The sequence below is a fragment of the Rhodohalobacter sp. 614A genome (assembly GCF_021462415.1).
In the GTDB taxonomy this organism is placed as follows: Bacteria; Bacteroidota; Rhodothermia; order Balneolales; family Balneolaceae; genus Rhodohalobacter.
The window spans coordinates 429,727-448,776 of the sequence record NZ_JAKEDS010000001.1; the positions used below are offsets into that span (position 1 = coordinate 429,727).

Genomic DNA, 19,050 nt, shown 5'->3' on the forward strand with positions numbered 1-19,050 from the left:
ACCCGCTATTTCATTACTTCTTCGATATCTTTGATTTCTTTCGGAACATCCGTCAGATTCTCACACCCATCTTCCGTGATAATCAGATTATCTTCGATTCGAATTCCACCAAAATCATATAAGGATTCGATTTTCTCTTTATTCAAAAATTTGGCTTTCTCTTCATCTTCCAGAGCTGGTTTTAACAATGCCGGGATAAAATAAATACCCGGTTCTATGGTGATAACCATTCCGGGAATCAATTCTCTACGAACGCGCAGATATTTAATTCCGGGGCGATCAATTCGCTCCACGCCTTTGGGATATCCGCCCACATCATGCGTATCCAGGCCGAGAAAATGACCCAATCCGTGAGGAAAGAAAAGCGCAAAAATATCATTCGCCATCATTTCTTCTATATCTCCTTTTACAATACCGGCATCTTTCAAACCATTCAGGATAATTCTGCATGCATTCATATGCAGTTCTTCCATTTTTACCCCGGGCCTGGAGTTTTCTATGGAGTTATTCAGAGCGTCCAGAACAATTTGATAAATGGCTGCCTGATCAGAAGAAAATTTTCCGTTGATTGGATATGTTCGCGTAAAGTCTGACGCATATCCTTTGTACTCAAAACCCGCGTCGATCAGGTACAGGTCGCCATCATTTATTTGCTGATTATTCTCAACATAATGCAAAATTGCACTGTTCACGCCACCCGCATGAATCCCGGTATATGCCGGCTGCAAAAGTCCATGTTTCTCTTGATGATAATCGAAAATAGCTTTTGTCTCATATTCGTACATACCGGGTTTTATACTCTTCATCACTTCAAGATGAGCAGCATTGTTCACCTCTGCTGCCTTACGCATCAGATCCAGTTCGTAATCCGTTTTAATACAGCGGCAGTAGGTAATGGCATCCACCAGTGTATCGATTTCGAGATTGAAATCCCGGTTTAGATCTTCCAGAAATTCGGCCTGCTCATCATCCAAACAATAGATCAAATCAGGATCCAAATCATTCAGCACAGAGAGCAGTTGATTGTCGTAATGCAAATGATCTGGCTTATACAAATCCTGGATTTCTTCCATCGGCTTGATACGACCGTGCCAAACCGCAAATTGAGAATCCCTTTTGGGAGTAAACAAGTGATAGTCTCCCGACTTGATATCTAAAATAACATGACAACCGGGCTCATTGACTCCAGTCAGGTACCAGAAATTACTTTCCTGGCGAAATGGAAATTCATAATCGGTGGCATATCGATACATAAGATCAGCTCCCTTAATGTAAATAACGCCTTCCTCTGTATCTTCAAAAAGGGACAATAACTTGCTTCGGTGTAATTGATTTGACATAGCCTAATTTTTTATAAGTGATTTCTTTTCCCGAAAGTTAGCAGATGCTGACTTCAATCAAAAAAAATTGATCAAATGCCGGGGAAGAGTTTCAATTTGTTTGGGATAGAAAGAATCAAAATCAAAAGGTAAATCACGATCACTGAGATCCGTTTGTCTCTTCCTGCCGTTGATTAACAAAATAGCTCCTTTCTCTTTCTGTTGATACAGATTCAGGTTAATCACCAGCACACCCTGATTTACCCCCCTGAAATTCAAGACAGAAACCACGTAATTATCAGACGTTCCATATCCCAAAAATGTGAGGGCCAGTTTGCGTTCGTCTCCCATATCAAAAATATTATAGTATTGATTCATGGGTACGTTCAAAAGGGTTTTTCCAAAATCGAGATATTGTTTCTGTGCCGTATTCTCTTCTTTCCAGAAAGTATTTATTGCAGGAGTCAGCCAATGTTTCATATCGGCGGGAATTCTTGAAGAACAAAATCCTCGTTGATGCCAATATTCATGATTTCTCTGCGAATTCCATTTGGTTGAGTCTTCCTCAAAAAAATTACCGGTACTTTGAATTACGTTTCCTTTTATTTCGAACCAATAATCCTCAAGGCCGTTGGTCAGCACCATGTGCCGTGCTTTTGTTTGGCTGTTGTACCTTGCTGCCTGTTCTGCAGCAGCTTGATTTAATTTTACCGAGTTGGATTTACATTCGACAAGAACCGCCGGCTCCATGTTTTTTGAATAGAGAATTAAATCGGCCCGGAGTGTATTTTTTTCCTGAGAAACCTTTATGGGAGCCTCAAATCCAATTCTTGATTTCGACCACTTTGTTTGATGAAGTATATATTCAACCCAGCACAGACGCACACGTTCTTCCGGCCGGTTTTCATATCTTTTTTTGAGGATGGGATTAAAAAGCCAAAATCGGTCGGGCCTGGCAACAACTCGTGGAAAATGATCTGTTGATACACTTTTCATAACCCACCAAACTTACGAAACATCCGATTCATTGTTGGCTTTTCAGTATCTAAACTTTGGGTACTGAAGAAGAAAAAGTTTCTCAGTTTCTCATCAGTTTTGGAAAGAGGTAAGAAAAACGAAGAGTTTCTTACTTCTTTCCTTTCTTTGAACTGTCATCATCGCTGCTGCCCTTCACCTGCTTATTAATGTAGGCTTGCTGTGCGATTGAAAGAACGTTATAAACCAGGTAATACAAACTGAGTCCGGCAGCAAAATTATTGAAAACCAAAAGCATAATTACCGGCATAATGTACATCATTCCCTGCATATTGGGGCCACCGCTTGGAGCTCCGCCACCACTCATTCCGCCAGACAACTTCGACTGGAAAAACATAGCCACGGACATCAATAGCACAAATCCGGCTATCTGGTCACCAAGTACCGGTATGCTAAATGGAAGATTGATAATATAATCCGGAGCAGACAAATCACTCGCCCATAAGAATGATTCCTGCCTGATGATCATCGAGTTCTGGAAAAAGTAGAACAGCGTAATCAAAATCGGGAACTGTAATAGCATAGGCAGACAACCGCCAAGCGGGTTCACACCGGCTTTTCTGTAGAGAGCTATCGTCTCCTTCTGTTGTTTTTGAGGATCATCCTTATACTTTTCCTGGATCTCCTTCATTTTTGGCTGCAACTCTTTCATCGCCGCCATACTTTTGAAACTCTTCTGTGTAAGCGGAAAGAGAATAAGTTTTACAATCACTCCAAACAGAATAATCAGAATTCCATAATTAGAGATGATTGTGCTTCCGAGGGCAAAGAATGGAATAATCAAATATCGAACCAACGGATCGGCAAACCATCGGAAAATAGCATACCCGATTTCAACGACATCATAAGCGTGTTCGTTGTATTCTTTCAGATCGTAGTAGCGTAGGGGACCGGCATATAACTCGTACGAAAGTTCTTGTGTTTGAACATAGCTCGATTGAACTGACGAACTGTATCGGAAATACGCCTCAGGCAAACCTGCATTTGAGATTCGTTCACCTCGCAGAATCGCTGCATTGGAATTGGTTACCGGTTTAATGTATTGGCCAAAAAACCTGGAACGGGTAGAAACCCACTCAATATTTCCATTAATTCTCTGTTCATTCTGTTCCGCTTCCGGTACCTGGAACTTCTCAAGTTCACCGCCGGCAAATACGTATGCAGCTGTGGCCTGTGCATCTTTTTGGGCATCATGTTCCGTTAGATTCAGTGCTGCGTACCATCCAAAATCAACATTCGTGCCACTGATGTAATCCTGCATGTTTACAAACTGGATATCCAAATCGTACGTGTAAACATCCCCATAAAAAGTATATGTAAAGATGATTTCGGAACCCTCTCCTACATTCAGCCTGTAGGCGAGTTCTGCGTTTTCATCTCCGGAAAGATCAAGAACTGCCGTATCCTGAAGAGGTTCAAAAACCAGGTCTCTCGTCTCAATATTATAATTCTGGCTGGAGAGAAAACCCAGTGAATACGCTGAATGACGTACCTCGCGAATCATTTGAACGGGGTTATCATCCCATGTTTGATGTTCCATCAAACTTATGTGCGATGGACCCGCGCCCACATTGGTCATTTCAATCTCAAACTCTTCAGTTCGAATGGTGGTCAAAACCGTATCAGGATAATTAGCCTGATTGAAAAGGCCGAGATTTGGGGTTTGGTTTGTTTCTCCTAAACTGGGCTGAGCTTGCTCGCCGGAATTTTGCTGATCTTCTTCATTAAGCTGATTTTGTGAATTTGCGGAATCAGCATCTGCGAATAACGAATCCTCAGCTTGTACGGCGGCTAAGCTGTCCTGCATGGCCTGTTCTGCCTGGCGTTGTGCAAGTTCTTCTTCGCTGGGCATTGTAAACCAAGCCCATCCAATGGTTATTACAAATATTAAAAGAAGCCCGGTTACGGTATTTCTGTCCAAAGTATTAAGTACGTTTAGTTTCGCTATTTGTATTGCTGCCAGACGAAATGTCTGTTTTCGAAAGGCGGCTTTCCATATTCAACAGACGATCGCGCACTTGTTGTAATAGCGGGATCATATCTTTTTTGATGTCGCTGAATGTAAGTTCAGACTTCCGGGCCAAAAAGACACCGTGAAATCCAAAAACATTCTTTGAGAAAATATCCTGTACGAAATCCTGATGGATTCGATACACTTCTCTCATAAGTCGTTTTGCCTTATTTCGCTGAACCGCGCTGCGCATTATTTTCTTGGGAGCAATAAATCCGATATAACATCCTTCGGAGGGATCGTTGTACAATCTGTATCGAAACTGGATTGAGTCGGAAGTCAGCACGGTAGATTTTTCAAACAGACGTTGGAAATTACGCCGTCCGCGTAAAATTTTTGATCGTGGTAAAGATTGATCAGGCTTGTCACCATCAGACCTATTTCGGTCCTTTTTCATTACTTACAGTAAGTTTATGACGCCCTTTGGCGCGGCGACTTTTAATCACACCTTTCCCGCCGTTGCTTTTCATGCGCTTGCGGAACCCGTGTTTGTTCGCTCTCTTTCTTTTACTTGGTTGATATGTACGTTTCATAGCCAGACACTAATATATTATTCAAAATCCTGTTTTTCGATAGACCCCAAAAATAAGAAGAAAATCATTAAATCCGAACCTCTTATTTTATGAAATTTATAACAGCCTTTTATTCAATCTTTCTGCCATTATTGCGTTAGAAGAAAAAATATAGATGATGGCATAATTATTGTACCATTTCAAACGTGCAACCTTGTTGAACACGGGAATATTTAGCTGTAACTTGCTGAACTGAATTTTAAACGCTCCTTACATACATGTTAGAACAAATATCTAAATTTCTTACCGCCATATTTGGAACCAAAAGTGAAAGAGACATCAAAAAAATATGGCCGGTGGTGGATGAAATTAAAAGCTACGAAGACGAAATAAAGGCCCTGTCTGATGAAGAGCTCAAACAAAAAACCGAGACATTTAAGCAGCTCATCAAAGAGAGAACCCAGGAAGTAACCGATGAAATTGAAGGCATTAAGGAGAAAATGGACTCCAATGATGAATCGATTACTCTTGAGGAACGCCGGGAATTTTCCGATACCATCGACGAGCTTGAAGAAGAATGGCTTGAAATTCTGGAAGATACGTTAGAAGAAATTTTGCCTGAAGCTTACGCCGTACTCAAAGATACCTGCCGCCGATTTGTCGGAAAAAAATGGAAAGTTGCAGGAAATGAGAATGAATGGAGTATGATTCCTTATGATGTGCAGCTTATTGGCGCCATTTCCATGCATAACAGCAGTATTGCCGAAATGAAAACCGGTGAAGGGAAAACCCTCTCTGCTATTTTCCCCGCTTATTTAAATGCTCTTGCCGGCCGTGGCGTTCACGTTGTTACGGTAAACTCCTATTTGGCCGAACGTGATGCGGAATGGAACGAACCGATCTTCAATTTTCACGGCTTGACAGTTGATTGCATTGATCGCTACAAACCCAATACAGAACCACGACGAAATGCCTATAAGGCAGATATTACTTATGGTACCAATAACGAGTTTGGTTTTGACTACCTGAGAGATAACATGGTGGTTGAAGAAGAGCAGTTGGTTCAGCACGGTCATCATTTTGCCATTATTGATGAGGTGGATTCCATTTTAATTGATGAAGCCCGTACACCGCTTATTATTTCCGGGCCGGTTCCGCAATCAACCGGACAGCAAAAATATGAAGAAATGAAGCCCCGGGTTGAGGCTTTGGTAAATGCTCAGAAAAAACTGGTGGCTTCGTTAGTGAATGAAGCTGAAAAATACTACAACGAAGGCAATGAAGAAGAAGCCGGACTTGCACTCTACCGGGCCGAACGCGGATTCCCCAAAAACAAGAAATTCCGCAAAATGATGCAGGAAGCTCACTATCAGCGGTTGGTGCAGCAAACAGAAAGTTACTACCTCGCTGATAATGCCAAAAAACTTCCTTTTGTTGATGAATATCTCTTTTATGCTGTGGATATGAAGCAGAAGTCCATCGAAATGACGGAAAAGGGACGAGAATTCATCACCAAAGAAGAAGAAGGAGATGAGTTTTTTGTGATTCCGGATTTGGGTACCGAGACCTCTGAAATTGAAGACCAGGTAGAAGCTCTGGAAAAAGAGAGGGTTGAAAAAATCCGAGCGAATGACGAATTCAGTGATGATTATAAAGAGAAAAAAGTTGAAGAGGCTATCTCTGAAGTAAAACAAGAGCGTGAAAAACGCTTTAACGAGCTTCACCGGCTGTTTGCTGAACGCGGTGACCGTATCCATACTGTTAACCAGCTTTTGAAAGCGTACACCTTGTTCGAACGAGAAAGCGAATACATTGTTCAGGACGGCAAGGTAAATATTGTAGATGAGCATACCGGACGTGTTCTTTCCGGACGACGATATTCCGATGGCCTTCACCAGGCGATTGAGGCAAAAGAAGAAGTGAAAGTAGAGGCCGCCACGCAAACCTATGCCACCATTACTCTCCAGAATTTTTTCCGGATGTATCACAAGCTGTCGGGTATGACGGGTACGGCTGCAACGGAGGAAGGGGAATTTAATGAGATTTATGAATTGGATGTCACAGTTATCCCAACCAATAAACCCATCATAAGAGATGATAAAGAAGATTTGATCTTCCGCACAAGACGGGAAAAATATGGTGCCACCATCGATAAAATTCGTGAGTATCACGAAAGTGGCCAACCGGTTCTGGTAGGTACAACCAGCGTGGATGTATCCGAAACCATTAGCCGGATGCTGAAACGGGCCAAAATTCCACACAATGTTTTAAATGCAAAACAACACGCCAGCGAAAGTGAAATTGTTGCCCATGCAGGCCAGGTAGGAGCCGTTACGGTTGCAACCAACATGGCCGGACGTGGAACGGACATCAAGTTGGGTAAAGGCGTGAAGGAGAAAGGCGGCCTTGCTATTTTAGGTACAGAGCGCCATGAATCACGGCGAATCGACTTACAGCTGCGTGGACGATCCGGACGCCAGGGCGATCCCGGGGAAAGTCAGTTTTTTGTTTCTCTTGAAGATGATTTGATGACGCTGTTCGGCGGAACGGATCGGATTGCCAATATCATGGAAAAACTGAATTTCCAGGAAGGGGAGGTAATTCAACACCCGTGGGTTACCAAATCCCTGGAACGTGCTCAGAAAAAAGTAGAACAGAACAACTTTAGTATTCGGAAACGTCAACTCGAGTACGATGATGTTTTGAACAACCAGCGTAATGTAATTTACGCCCGAAGAAAACACGCTCTTCTTGGGGATCAGCTTCAGAGTGATATTTTTGATATGCTTGAAGACTTGGTAGAATCCACTATTCAGGAATACTATCCTCAGGGTGAATTCGAAAAACTTCGTGATGAAATTCTCCGCTTGCTTGCCGTTGATGTAGACCTGGATCTCGATCAATGGGCCATACAGGGTGAAGATGGAATGATTGACCTGATTATTGAAAAGGCGTACGAAGCTTATCGCAAGAAAGAAGAGTTCATTGCCGAACCTCTCTTCAAAGTCATTCAACAAATCCAACAATCGGATGCAGAAAAGAAACCTACCAAAATCCAGGTGATCTTTACAGATGGTATCCGGCGAATGAGAATCATTGTGGATGTGGAACGGGCCGAGAAAAATAAAGGACGCGAAGTTGCCCGGGCACTTGAACGAACGGCTATTCTTTCCACTATCGACAATAAATGGATGGAACATCTCCGTGAACTTGATTCTGTGAAAGAAGGTATCGGACTACGATCATTCGGCCAAAAAGACCCGCTTCTTGAATACAAGCGAGAGGCTTTTGAAATGTTTAAATCGCTGATTGATGAAATTAACCAGGAAGCTATTTCATTAATCTGGAAGGCTATTCCCGAAATGCAGGCTGATCCATCCAAGTTACAACAGGCCCGCAAAGAGTCAGGAAAATACAATATGGATAAAGCCCAAACTCAACATGCCGATTCTACAAATATGGGACTAAAGGGCATGAAACAACAGGGCAACGGCAGTGAGGGCCAACAGCAGGCTTCCGCTCCCGGAGAAAAACGCCAACCGGTAACTGTTGATGACGAACCCGGGCGAAATGATTATGTGAAAGTGCAAAATATGAGCACCAACCAGGTGAAAGAGGTGAAGTGGAAATATGCCAAAAAAATGGTTGATGAAGAAGGCTGGGTATTAATAGAGAGATAAAACCCGAGCATTTTTAGGTCAGAAATACTTCCCAAATTTTGCATTACATGGAAGAGACGGATCGTCTCTTCTTCATTCATTGTGATCCCGAACTCAGGTTAAATAAAGCTGAAAAATCAGAATAAGGAACCTCTTATTCTTCTTTCCTGGTTTTAAAAAGCCCTACGTACCTCGCTCTCCAAATCCACTCTGAAATGGAATGATACAGAATGGTAATGATGGCCACCGGAATTACGAAAAAGATCATCACATTTATAAATACATCCAAAAACTTGTGATCGGTGGTTGAAAGAAACAGGTAAAACAGATAGGCAAAATAGAAAAAGAGAAATAAAGCCCCTTCCCAGCGAACAATTTTGTGACCGGTATAAAAAATAGGAATGCAAGCAATAGTCGCTGCAATCAGTACAAGAAAATCGAAATCAAGAAGTGATTGCTGAACGGGAATGGAATTGGGAGAAAACAGGCCGGCAAATCCCAGTACCGCCAGGAAATTTAAAATATTACTGCCAACCACACTTCCTACGGCAATATCCCTCTCACCCCGGATTGCGGCTACAAGGGACGTTACAATCTCCGGCAGGGAAGTTCCAATTGCTACAACTGTAAGACCAATAATCAACTCGCTGATTCCAGCCATTTCGGCAAATATCAATGAACTGTTGATGAGCCAGCGCGCGCCGGTCACCAGTAAAACTAAACCTAAACCACTGAAAAGAATGTTGGCAAGTAAACTTCCACCTTCATCTTTTCCTTCTTCCGGGACGGAAGGAATTTCTGCGTGGCCTTTCTTTCTGGACAAAAAGAATAAGTAGATAACCAGCAATAAAACGAGCAACCCGCTTTCCCAAACAGAAAGACTGCCATTTAATGACAAAAAATAGATTAGGAGTGTAATGCCCAGCATGATGGGGACATCCGACTTAATCAGGTTCTTGTGAACCTTTAAAGGGATGAAAATAGCTGATAATCCTAAAATGAAAAGCGTATTGCTGATGTTGCTACCAACAATATTCCCAAGCATCAAATCGGTCTGGCCGTCCACACTGGCCTGGATACTAACAGCCAACTCCGGCGCGCTAGTGCCAAATGCAACAACGGTTAATGCAATTACAAGTTTTGAGACACCAAGTTTAAGTGCTAGTTTGGAAACATATCGAACCAAAAGTTCCGCTCCGCCGATTAAAGAAATCAAACCGGCAACGAACCATAACAGGGGTATAATCACAAAGAGCTATTTAATTCGGGATTCGGAAAATATTTATCAGAAATAAAAAATATCAAAAAAAATTAACTGAATATGCAACAAAGCTCTGGCGGCCACGTAGTATTCAACATAAGATGTTTTGGTTAAAGAAATGTAAATGAAACCCTGTGTTGTGAAAGACACAGGGTTCTTTTTTTTATGGGAAAATTCCCATTCGTTCGTAAAGCCCACCTACTTTGTTAATGGCACTTATAAAGGCCGCCGTTCTCAAATCAACATCATGTTTTTTTCTTATTTCGTTGATTTCGTTATAGCTGTTTACCATTGTGTCCTGCAATCCTGAATCAACCAGTTCTTCTTCTCCGGCTCCGTGGGCGAGAAATTGCAGTTCCTGGTCCGTAAATTTGCGTTCGGATATGGTTTCAATTACAGAGAGTATTCGGCGAAAACTGTTTTCTTCGAACCGTTTTTCCATCCTTCCGAACCGAACATGCTGAATATTTTTTAGCCATTCGAAATAAGACACCGTCACACCGCCAGCATTCAGAAAATTATCGGGAATAATTAAAGCTCCTCTTTCTTTCATGATCTCGTGTGCCTCGGAAGTTGTTGGACCATTTGCCGCTTCAGCAATAATTTTTGCTTTTATGTTGGGTGCGTTACTCTCTTTTAATTGATTTTCGAGAGCTGCAGGAACCAGAATATCGCATTCAGCCTCAAGTACCGCGGCATTGTTTTCCAGTGTTTTGGTTCCTTCAAACCCGACAACGCCGCCGGTTTCATTTTTATATTCCATCAATTTGGCGAGATCAATTCCGTTATCGCTGTATATCGATCCATCCATCTCAGCAACTCCTACCATTTTAGCTCCGCCTTCAATCAGGTATTTTGCAGCGTGAAATCCTACATTACCCAATCCCTGGACGACGAATGTTTTGCCTTCAATCCCGGGATCTAATCCAATTGCTTTCATGTCTTCTTTATTTGAACACGCTTCCTGCACTCCAAAAAACACGCCGCGGCCGGTAGCTTCCGTCCTGCCTCGTATACCGCCCTGTCCGATTGGTTTCCCGGTAACACATCCTTCAGCATTGATATCTGAGCTGATCTGGCGATAGGTATCCAATACCCATCCCATTTCCCTGGCACTTGTACCGTAATCCGGTGCGGGTACATCGGAGCCCGGGCCAATAAAATTCTTTTTGTACAGCTGAAACGTATACCGGCGTGTAATTCTCTCAAGCTCGGCTTCAGAATATTTGGATGGATCTATTTTGATACCTCCTTTTGCGCCACCAAATGGCACATCAACAACCGCACATTTATACGTCATAAGTGCGGCAAGTGCCATGGTTTCGTCTTCATTTACCGTCATACTGTAACGAATACCGCCTTTTGTGGGAAGCTTATGATGGCTGTGCTCAACTCTCCAGCCGTGGATCACTTCAATTGAACCATTATCACGCTCCAGCGGAAATGTAATGTGCAACACATCATTACAAAATTTCATTTGCTCAAGCAGTCCCTTGTCAAACCGGGTATATTTTGCGGCTTTGTCAAAAGCTTTATTTACCTGGTCGAAAAATTTATAATCACTCATGTATCTCCTTTGGTAGGTTTATTCTTCAATCTTCTAATGGTCGGAATTATGAATTCTACTTACAAATCAAAAATTCAATTCAACCCAATTTTCTCATATATAGCGTTCTCCACGCCTCAGGCGTTCCTTTACAACGAATCAAAGCTATTCGATCCAGCAGAACTTTTGGGGGAATTTGTTCATTTAGCTGTGACACAGTCTTTTGCAGACCTCCACATTCTAACGTACTGTACAGTAATGAGATGTGTGGATATTCCGTCTTTGAATAGTCTCCGCCGAAAAGCCTGTCTGTTTCCTGATGCAGGGCATGTAACTCTTCGGTTCTCTCAACTTCAATCGTAATCTTTTGATAGGGAAAACGCTTGCACTGAACTTTTTCCAGAAATAACTCAATCGGCAAAGTGGAGCCGGAAATTTTTTGGATCTCCTTCACCATTTGTTCTTCAGTCCAGTGCGGAATACCAGCCAAGGTAAGGTGGGGCTGAAAGGGTTCTGATTGATATTTTTCAGCCAGATCCTGAATAGACTTGCCCAATTCCATTTCAGCTTGTTCTTCCGGAATCAGCCAAACGGAATAGTTGTCAGTATGTGGGAGTTTTGAAGAAATCTACTCAGCTTTTACAGTCACTCTGTCGTCGGTATGGATACTAAATACATTTACAAGAAAGAGGAACGCAATAGAACCGACGGCAGCATATAAAAGCGGCGCATACATATCCAGCCAAATAACTACAGCTCCAATAATGATGGATCCAACAGCACCCCATACAACGTTTCCTATCATTCCAATTCCGCGTTTGATCATCACGAGATCAATAATGAATCCTACAAGTAAGCCGATGGATAAGAGCCAGTAAATAGTTACGGCGTTAAATTCTAACATGAATCAATCGAAGTTTTTGAGTTATTTTTAGTACAGGAACAAAGGTACAAATTTTATTTTTTATTCCCGTTGTCCACAGCAATTTTTTTATGAGAGATTCCGAACATCCCATCCGAAAAATCATCCATGTGGATATGGATGCGTTCTATGCTTCGGTGGAGCAGCGGGATCATCCCGAATATCGCAATAAGCCGGTTATCGTTGGCGGATCGCCCCAGGGACGCGGAGTGGTTGCCGCGGCAAGTTATGAAGTACGAAAATACGGAGTTCACTCGGCCATGCCGGCAGCCAGGGCAGCCAAACTTTGTCCGCATGCCATTTTTGTAAAACCCCGGTTTGAGGTATACAAAGAAGTATCCGAACAAATCAGGGAGATTTTCTTCGAATATACCGACCTGGTAGAACCTCTTTCTTTAGATGAAGCCTATCTCGATGTCACCGAAAATCACAAAAATATTCCTTCCGGTACTTTGATTGCTCATCGCATCAAAAAACAAATCAAAGAGAAAACAGATCTGACCGCATCGGCGGGAGTATCTTTCAACAAATTTCTCGCTAAAATTGCATCCGATCTTGATAAACCGGATGGATTAAGTGTGATTACACCCGACAAAGCTGAAGAATTTATCGAAGAACTCAGTATTGCAAAATTTTTTGGCGTTGGAAAAGCAACTCAACGGAAAATGGATTCGCTTGGCATCAAAACCGGGGCAGACCTGAAAGCCTGGGACGAAGTGGATTTGGTGAAACAGTTTGGCAAATCCGGCCACCATTATTTCAGGATTGTACGGGGAATCGACAACCGACACGTAAAGCCGAACCGAACCCGGAAATCGATAGGAAAAGAGCGGACGTTTTCTGAAGATATTTCCGACCTGGAATGGATCCGGGATTTTCTGACCGGGCTTTCTGAGAAAATTTCACAATCGATGAAAAAACTGAATGCTTCCGGGAAAACAATCACTTTAAAAGTTCGGTATGAAAATTTCGAAACAGTTACGCGAAGCTATACCCTTCACCATTACACTAATAAAGCGGAGGAGTTGTCTGAAGTTGCACTTCGCCTGTTGAATGAAACCGAAGCCGGAATTCGGGAAGTAAGATTGCTTGGAATTTCCGTTTCCAGCTTAAACCTTAGAAAAGGTGGCGTCATTGGCGAACAGCTGGAAATTCCGTTTGAGAAGTTTTAAACAAAACAACTTTTAAGCGTTTCAAAACGGAGTGGAGAATCCTTAAAGCGTTGTTGATAACATGGTCTCATCGGCTGCTGAATATCTTTAGCTACCGATTTTTGGTATGATAGGCATAGAAAACTCACCAACCGAAAACACAGGCCACGCTTCAAGGAACTACGGACGCTTGAAGGTGGCTATGAATTATACGTATCCGGCAAGTCGTTTTCATAGAGAACCACATCTCCCTCGTTGCCTTCACTCTTCAGAAAATCATTCGCCTCAAAAAGAGATTTTACCACTTTAACCTGTTTCTCTCTTCCCTTTTCCGTTGATTGAATTCCTTTTAGAATAGGCTTGGTTCGTTCTTCTCCTACCAAGACGGCCACATCGATGGAGGAATTTCCAATATGCCTTCCAAACTCTTCGTTTTCCTCCTCTTCTCTATCCCCTAGTTCAATCATTCCGGGAGTGATAATAAATTTCCTGCCAATGGGAAAAGAATCCAGAATATTGACGGCGTTGGCAGCGCCCACGGGATTGGAGTTAAAGGCGTCATCAATTACAACAAATCCATTTCGATTTTTCAGCTCCAGCCGATGTTCTACGGGTTTCATATTTGAAGCAGCCAAAGCAATGGTTTTTAAACGGATATCAAATTGCCTGGCAACCGCCGCTCCCAGCAACATATTTTGGATGTTGTGCCGACCCAAAAGCTGGGTGGTAATCTTTTCCCGGTCAACCAATTGCTGTTCATCATTGTACCATTCCATCCAGAATGAAGTGCCACCCGGACCGGTTTCGATATTGGATGCCCGAACGGATCCTTCTTCCCCGATAAAAACGGTTTTTACATCGTCTCTGAGCTCAGCCATTTTTCGAACCAGGGGATCATCTCCATTTAAAATGAGAGTGCCGCCTTGCTTTAACTCTTTGGCAAGGGTCGATTTTTCCCTGGCTATGGCTTCTTTCGAGCCAAATGTTTCCAGGTGAGAAATTCCAACATTGGTGATAATGGAAATATCGGGACGGGCAATCTCACACAACTCTTTGATGTTTCCTTCATAACGCGCACCCATTTCAAGGATTAGAGCTTTATGAGTAGCTTCAAGCTGATTGTTGATCACCTTGCAAATTCCCATCGGCGTATTGTAGCTGCCGGGAGTTGTGCAGACGCTCATTCGCTCGTTCATGAAAGCATCAATCACAAACTTCGTACTTGTTTTTCCGTAACTGCCGGTAATCGCGATCACCTTGAGATGCGGCAAAGAAGCTAATTTTTTTCGCGCCTGTTTCTTGAATCCATTTTGGATGTAAAGCTCAACCGGTTTCAGAACCCATGCAAAAATCCACACGAAAGCCGGGATCAGCATATCCACCAATACCATTCCAAAACTCATGAAATAGGGTTCGATTTCCACAAATGGCTCAGCGAAATCGCGAAGTCTTAGCACCAGGTGTCCCCAATCAATCAAAACAAACCAGATAAAAAAGAGAGCAACCGCAATCGTGATTCCAAGCCTCAGCATACGTGGCGTGTAAACCAACGGCTTTTTCTCTTTTTCCTCGCGGTATCGCGATGTTCCGGCAAACCAAAAAATGGCAAAAGTTCCCATGATGATCGCGCCTGATGTGAGCGTAATTCGGTCGGCCAGCAGATACACCATCACTAAAATGAGAATATTAAAAAACAGGTGCTCTGTTGTAACTCCCCTGGAAAACAGATGGACTGAAAACCATTGCCGGAATTCGTTGGTTTTGTATCCAACCTGCTGAAACATATGCAGCATAAATCGGAGTCGATAAAGAGAATGGCGCATGAAAACAGCTATCATCAAAAAAATAAAGCCGTTTGTAAGTATTGTATAAAATTCCAAATTGAGTAATTCTTCTAATTATAGATTCTCTCGCAGGTCGAATAAGTTCAATCAAACCTTTATATTAGCGATGCTTGAGAACAATTAAAAAATTCAGCAGTAAGATATAAAACATCCTTGTAAAGATGTTTCGTTATCATACGTAAAACTTTCGGAAAGATTCTTCAGAGAGCAACTTTCCTGTAAACCAAAAAATATTATCTAACGCATGAAATTGATTATCCCCATGGCCGGCAGAGGAACCAGAGTTCGGCCTCATTCGCATACTACACCAAAACCTCTTTTGCCTGTAGCGGGAACCATGATTATTGAACGAATTGTAGAAACGTTTGCCCGCACGCTGGATCGAACCATTGATGAAATCGTCTACATTCTTGGACCCGATTTTGGAAAAGAAATTAAAGATACGCTCAAAGCTATGAGTGACCGGCATAACGCAAAAGCACACTTCCGTGTTCAGGAAGAAGCGCTGGGTACAGCCCATGCCGTTTATTGCGCCAAAGAAGATTTGGATGGCGAAGTCATCATCGTTTTTGCGGATACTCTTTTTGATTCATACGACAAAGTTTCTGTGGAAGAAGCTGACAGCGTCATATGGCTGAAGGAAGTGAAAGACCCTTCCCGTTTTGGCGTGGCTGTTCATGAAGGGGAAAAGATTACTGATTTTGTGGAGAAGCCAAGTGAACCAATTTCAAACCTCGCGATTATCGGCGTGTATTATTTCAAGGAAGGAAAGGACCTCCAAAAAGAAATCCAATACCTGCTGGACCATAAAGTGACCGGCCACGGAGATGAATACCAGCTTACGGATGCGTTAGACAGGCTTTTAAAAGACGGTAAAGTTTTCAAGAAAGCGACGGTTGATGAATGGCTGGACTGCGGAACCCTTCCCGCATGGTTGAATACCACCGGACAAATTTTGAAAAAGGAAAAACACGAATACGATTCTTATGAGGACACCGTGATTCATCCCCCGGTTTTTATTGGAGACGGTGTTACCATTACCGGCAGTGAAATCGGGCCGAATGTAAGTATTGAAGCCGGTACAAAAATCCAAAACAGCAGTATTAAGAATTCCATTATCCAAAAAGAAGCCGTATTGGAAGGCTGTGATCTGAATCACTCTACAATTGGGAAAAATACAAAAGTGCTGCGCGCGAAAGGCAAGATTCATATCGGTGATCATTCGGTTATCCAGGAAGGATAACAACTGAGTATCGATTCGTCATCGGATGAGTGAAGTAATTCACAAACAAATTACTTTGACAAAAAACTCATCTGATGAATGAATCAAGTAGCAACATCAAATAAACTCATCCAGATCCCGATTCTTGTTCGCTCCTTTTAGCACATCATGAATGTCTTCGTGGGGTTCTTCGGGTTCAAGATGAAGTGTTACCACAGCGTCGCTGTGAATGGCATCAATCAGTTTACGTTCCAGAATGGTTGCATCATCGTGGGCTTTCCTCAGGCTGACATCCCTTTTAAAAACCAGATGCAATTCTACCCAGGTTGTCTGTCCCGAAGTTCGATGCCGAAGATGATGCCAGCTATTGATGGTTCCGGGGAGATCATCCTCCAAAACTCCCAATAATGAATCATGAACATCGGGATCCCTGGTATCCATAATTCCCATAACTGAGAAGCGAATCAGTTTGAACCCTTCATAAAAAATGTAGAGAGCGATAGAAATACTTACAATGGTATCAAGGTAAATCCAGCCGATGAGTTGAATCAAAAACAGGGTGAAAATCACTCCACCACTGGTCCAGACATCCGTTAGAACGTGCCTTCCATTGCTTATGACAATCATATTGTTTTCTTCCCTGCCCACTTTTTTTAAATAAAGCCCCAGAAAAAGATTGATGATAGCCGCAAGACCCACCAGGTAGATACCCTGTGCCAGATTATCCAGTTCAAAACCATAAACAAGATTCTGGATAGAAAAGAAGAGAATGGAAAAAGCCGCCAGAATAATTACCGCTCCTTCAACACCGACAGATAAAAACTCTATTTTTTCATGGCCGTAGAGATGCTCTTCGTCGGCTGGTTTCATGCTCAGAAAAAATCCATATAAAACAAACCCGACGGCGAATACATGCACCACGGATTCTGCGGCGTCGGACATTGCCGTTGTGGAATCGGTAAGATAATAGGCCACCAGCTTCGTACAGAGTGAGAGAAAAGAAATTAAAAAACTAATCGTCAGTGCTTTTTGTGCGCGGCTTTGGTCATTCATAACCCTGTTAAAATTCAGTGTTGGTGCTCTAATTAGTTCTGAATGCTTTGCGGAATGTTTTTATTTTTACAAGCTAACAAAAAAATCACTGTTTTGATCGATATCCCAAAAGAACATAAAGCAATTTTTAAAACCATTGGCGAAGCTGCGGACTCGTTGGACCAGCGTGTATTTGTTGTCGGTGGTTATGTCCGCGATTATTATCTCAACCGCCGGAGTGAAGCCTCGAAAGATATCGATTTTGTAACGGTCGGGTCCGGAATCCAGCTGGCTGAGGAAGTCGGGAAAAAACTTGGCTCGTCAAACATTTCCATCTTCAAACAATTTGGAACGGCACAGGTAAAACACAACGATCTCGACCTGGAATTCGTTGGAGCCCGAAAGGAAAGTTATCGCCGGAATTCCCGGAAACCCATTGTGGAGGATGGAACTTTAGAAGACGATCAACTCCGGCGCGATTTAACAATCAACGCATTGTCGTGGTGCCTGAATCCTGATGCATTTGGCGTTCTTCACGATCCGTTTGAAGGAATCCAGGATCTTCAAAACAAGATTATCCGAACTCCCATAGATCCTGAAAAAACGTTTGACGACGATCCACTACGCATGATGCGTGCGATCCGGTTTGCCACTCAATTGGATTTTAATATTGAGAAACAGACGATGAATGCCATCAAAAAAATGGCACCGCGTCTCGCCATTATTTCTAAAGAACGGATTATTGATGAGTTGAATAAAATTGTTTTGGCGCAAAAACCATCCATCGGGTTTGCCCTCTTGCTGGAAACAAATTTGTTGAAGCAGTTTTTCCCCGAGATGGTAGACCTGAAAGGAGTAGAGGAGGTCAAAGGTCAGCGCCACAAAGACAATTTTTGGCATACTTTGAAAGTGTTGGATAACACTGCCGAGGTTAGTGACGACCTATGGTTGAGGTGGGCAGCAATTATGCACGATATTGCCAAACCGCCCACAAAAAAGTTTGTAAAGGGAACGGGCTGGACTTTTCACGGACATGACGCAGTGGGCGCAAAATGGGTGCCACGCATTTTCCGGCGGCTCGGACTTCCTTTGGATGATCGCATGAAATACGTTCAAAAACTGGTTCGGCTGCACCTCAGGCCCATTGCATTGGCTTCTGAAGAAGTGAGTGACAGCGCCATCCGCCGCCTCATCTTTGAAGCGGGTGATGAAATTGACGATTTAATGACTCTTTGCCGCGCCGATATCACCAGTAAAAACGAATGGAAGGTGCAGAAATATTTAAACAACTTTGATCGGGTTGAACAAAAAATCGAAACGGTTGAAGAAAAAGACCGAATCAGAAAATGGAAAAACCCGATCAGCGGAGAAGAAATCATGAAGGTACTCGATACAAAACCCGGACCCATTGTAGGGGAAGTAAAAGACCGAATAAAAGATGCAATCCTTGACGGAGAAATTCCAAATGATCATGACAAGGCCTTCCAATATCTTCTTCGATTAAAAACTGAATTAATCGACAACAAAGAATAATTA

General features: G+C 42.7%; 15 protein-coding genes. 4 read left to right on the forward strand and 11 right to left on the reverse strand.

What is annotated here, in order from left to right:
• Positions 1-5: 5 nt before the first annotated feature.
• From L0B18_RS01640 to rpmH, 5 genes are all read right to left on the reverse strand, one after another.
• A complete protein-coding gene (locus L0B18_RS01640; protein WP_234567385.1) occupies positions 6-1,340 on the reverse strand; it encodes an aminopeptidase P family protein in 1,335 nt (444 codons plus the stop codon).
• A gap of 57 nt (positions 1,341-1,397) precedes the next feature.
• On the reverse strand, positions 1,398-2,315 hold the full coding sequence (locus L0B18_RS01645; RefSeq protein ID WP_234567387.1) for a type I restriction enzyme HsdR N-terminal domain-containing protein: 918 nt from the start codon (positions 2,313-2,315) through the stop codon (positions 1,398-1,400).
• A gap of 130 nt (positions 2,316-2,445) precedes the next feature.
• Positions 2,446-4,275 carry a membrane protein insertase YidC gene (gene yidC, locus L0B18_RS01650; RefSeq protein WP_234567389.1) on the reverse strand — a complete coding sequence of 610 codons (1,830 nt, stop codon included), beginning with the start codon at positions 4,273-4,275 and terminating at the stop codon, positions 2,446-2,448.
• A gap of 4 nt (positions 4,276-4,279) precedes the next feature.
• The gene (locus tag L0B18_RS01655; protein ID WP_234567390.1) at positions 4,280-4,762 is read right to left on the reverse strand and encodes a ribonuclease P protein component; all 483 of its coding nucleotides are present in this window, start codon (positions 4,760-4,762) and stop codon (positions 4,280-4,282) included.
• Positions 4,743-4,898 carry a 50S ribosomal protein L34 gene (gene rpmH, locus L0B18_RS01660; protein WP_234567392.1) on the reverse strand — a complete coding sequence of 52 codons (156 nt, stop codon included), beginning with the start codon at positions 4,896-4,898 and terminating at the stop codon, positions 4,743-4,745. Before rpmH ends, L0B18_RS01655 begins: the two co-directional genes overlap by 20 nt.
• 269 nt (positions 4,899-5,167) lie before the next feature.
• Here rpmH and secA point away from each other — a divergent pair, with 269 nt between their 5' ends.
• Complete coding sequence (gene secA, locus L0B18_RS01665) at positions 5,168-8,557, forward strand: preprotein translocase subunit SecA (RefSeq protein WP_370647519.1); 3,390 nt, start codon at positions 5,168-5,170, stop codon at positions 8,555-8,557.
• Positions 8,558-8,690: 133 nt separating this feature from the next.
• On the opposite strand, the gene L0B18_RS01670 is transcribed toward secA, so the two are convergent.
• The 4 genes from L0B18_RS01670 to L0B18_RS01685 form a co-directional block, all read right to left on the reverse strand.
• Complete coding sequence (locus tag L0B18_RS01670; RefSeq protein WP_234567395.1) at positions 8,691-9,785, reverse strand: calcium/sodium antiporter; 1,095 nt, start codon at positions 9,783-9,785, stop codon at positions 8,691-8,693.
• Positions 9,786-9,960: 175 nt separating this feature from the next.
• Positions 9,961-11,364: a Glu/Leu/Phe/Val family dehydrogenase gene (locus tag L0B18_RS01675; RefSeq protein ID WP_234567396.1), complete on the reverse strand. Its 1,404-nt coding sequence runs from the start codon at positions 11,362-11,364 to the stop codon at positions 9,961-9,963.
• Positions 11,365-11,443: 79 nt separating this feature from the next.
• Complete coding sequence (locus L0B18_RS01680) at positions 11,444-11,971, reverse strand: 2'-5' RNA ligase family protein (protein WP_370647520.1); 528 nt, start codon at positions 11,969-11,971, stop codon at positions 11,444-11,446.
• The gene (locus L0B18_RS01685) at positions 11,972-12,247 is read right to left on the reverse strand and encodes a hypothetical protein (protein ID WP_234567398.1); all 276 of its coding nucleotides are present in this window, start codon (positions 12,245-12,247) and stop codon (positions 11,972-11,974) included. It lies immediately after the preceding gene.
• An 89-nt stretch (positions 12,248-12,336) separates the two neighbouring features.
• Here L0B18_RS01685 and dinB point away from each other — a divergent pair, with 89 nt between their 5' ends.
• Positions 12,337-13,437, forward strand: a complete 1,101-nt coding sequence (dinB, locus tag L0B18_RS01690) for a DNA polymerase IV (protein WP_234567399.1) — start codon at positions 12,337-12,339, stop codon at positions 13,435-13,437.
• Positions 13,438-13,616: 179 nt separating this feature from the next.
• Here dinB and L0B18_RS01695 read toward each other — a convergent pair whose 3' ends face one another.
• Positions 13,617-15,254 carry a UDP-N-acetylmuramoyl-tripeptide--D-alanyl-D-alanine ligase gene (locus tag L0B18_RS01695; RefSeq protein ID WP_234567400.1) on the reverse strand — a complete coding sequence of 546 codons (1,638 nt, stop codon included), beginning with the start codon at positions 15,252-15,254 and terminating at the stop codon, positions 13,617-13,619.
• A gap of 250 nt (positions 15,255-15,504) precedes the next feature.
• On the opposite strand from L0B18_RS01695, the gene L0B18_RS01700 reads away from it, so the two are divergent.
• Positions 15,505-16,503 (forward strand): sugar phosphate nucleotidyltransferase, encoded by a 999-nt coding sequence (locus L0B18_RS01700; protein WP_234567401.1) that lies wholly within the window; start codon positions 15,505-15,507, stop codon positions 16,501-16,503.
• A 96-nt stretch (positions 16,504-16,599) separates the two neighbouring features.
• On the opposite strand, the gene L0B18_RS01705 is transcribed toward L0B18_RS01700, so the two are convergent.
• Positions 16,600-17,535, reverse strand: a complete 936-nt coding sequence (locus L0B18_RS01705) for a cation diffusion facilitator family transporter (RefSeq protein WP_234567402.1) — start codon at positions 17,533-17,535, stop codon at positions 16,600-16,602.
• Positions 17,536-17,589: 54 nt separating this feature from the next.
• On the opposite strand from L0B18_RS01705, the gene L0B18_RS01710 reads away from it, so the two are divergent.
• Positions 17,590-19,047, forward strand: coding sequence for a CCA tRNA nucleotidyltransferase (locus L0B18_RS01710; RefSeq protein WP_370647468.1), 1,458 nt, complete (start codon positions 17,590-17,592; stop codon positions 19,045-19,047).
• The last annotated feature ends 3 nt before the right edge of the window (positions 19,048-19,050 follow it).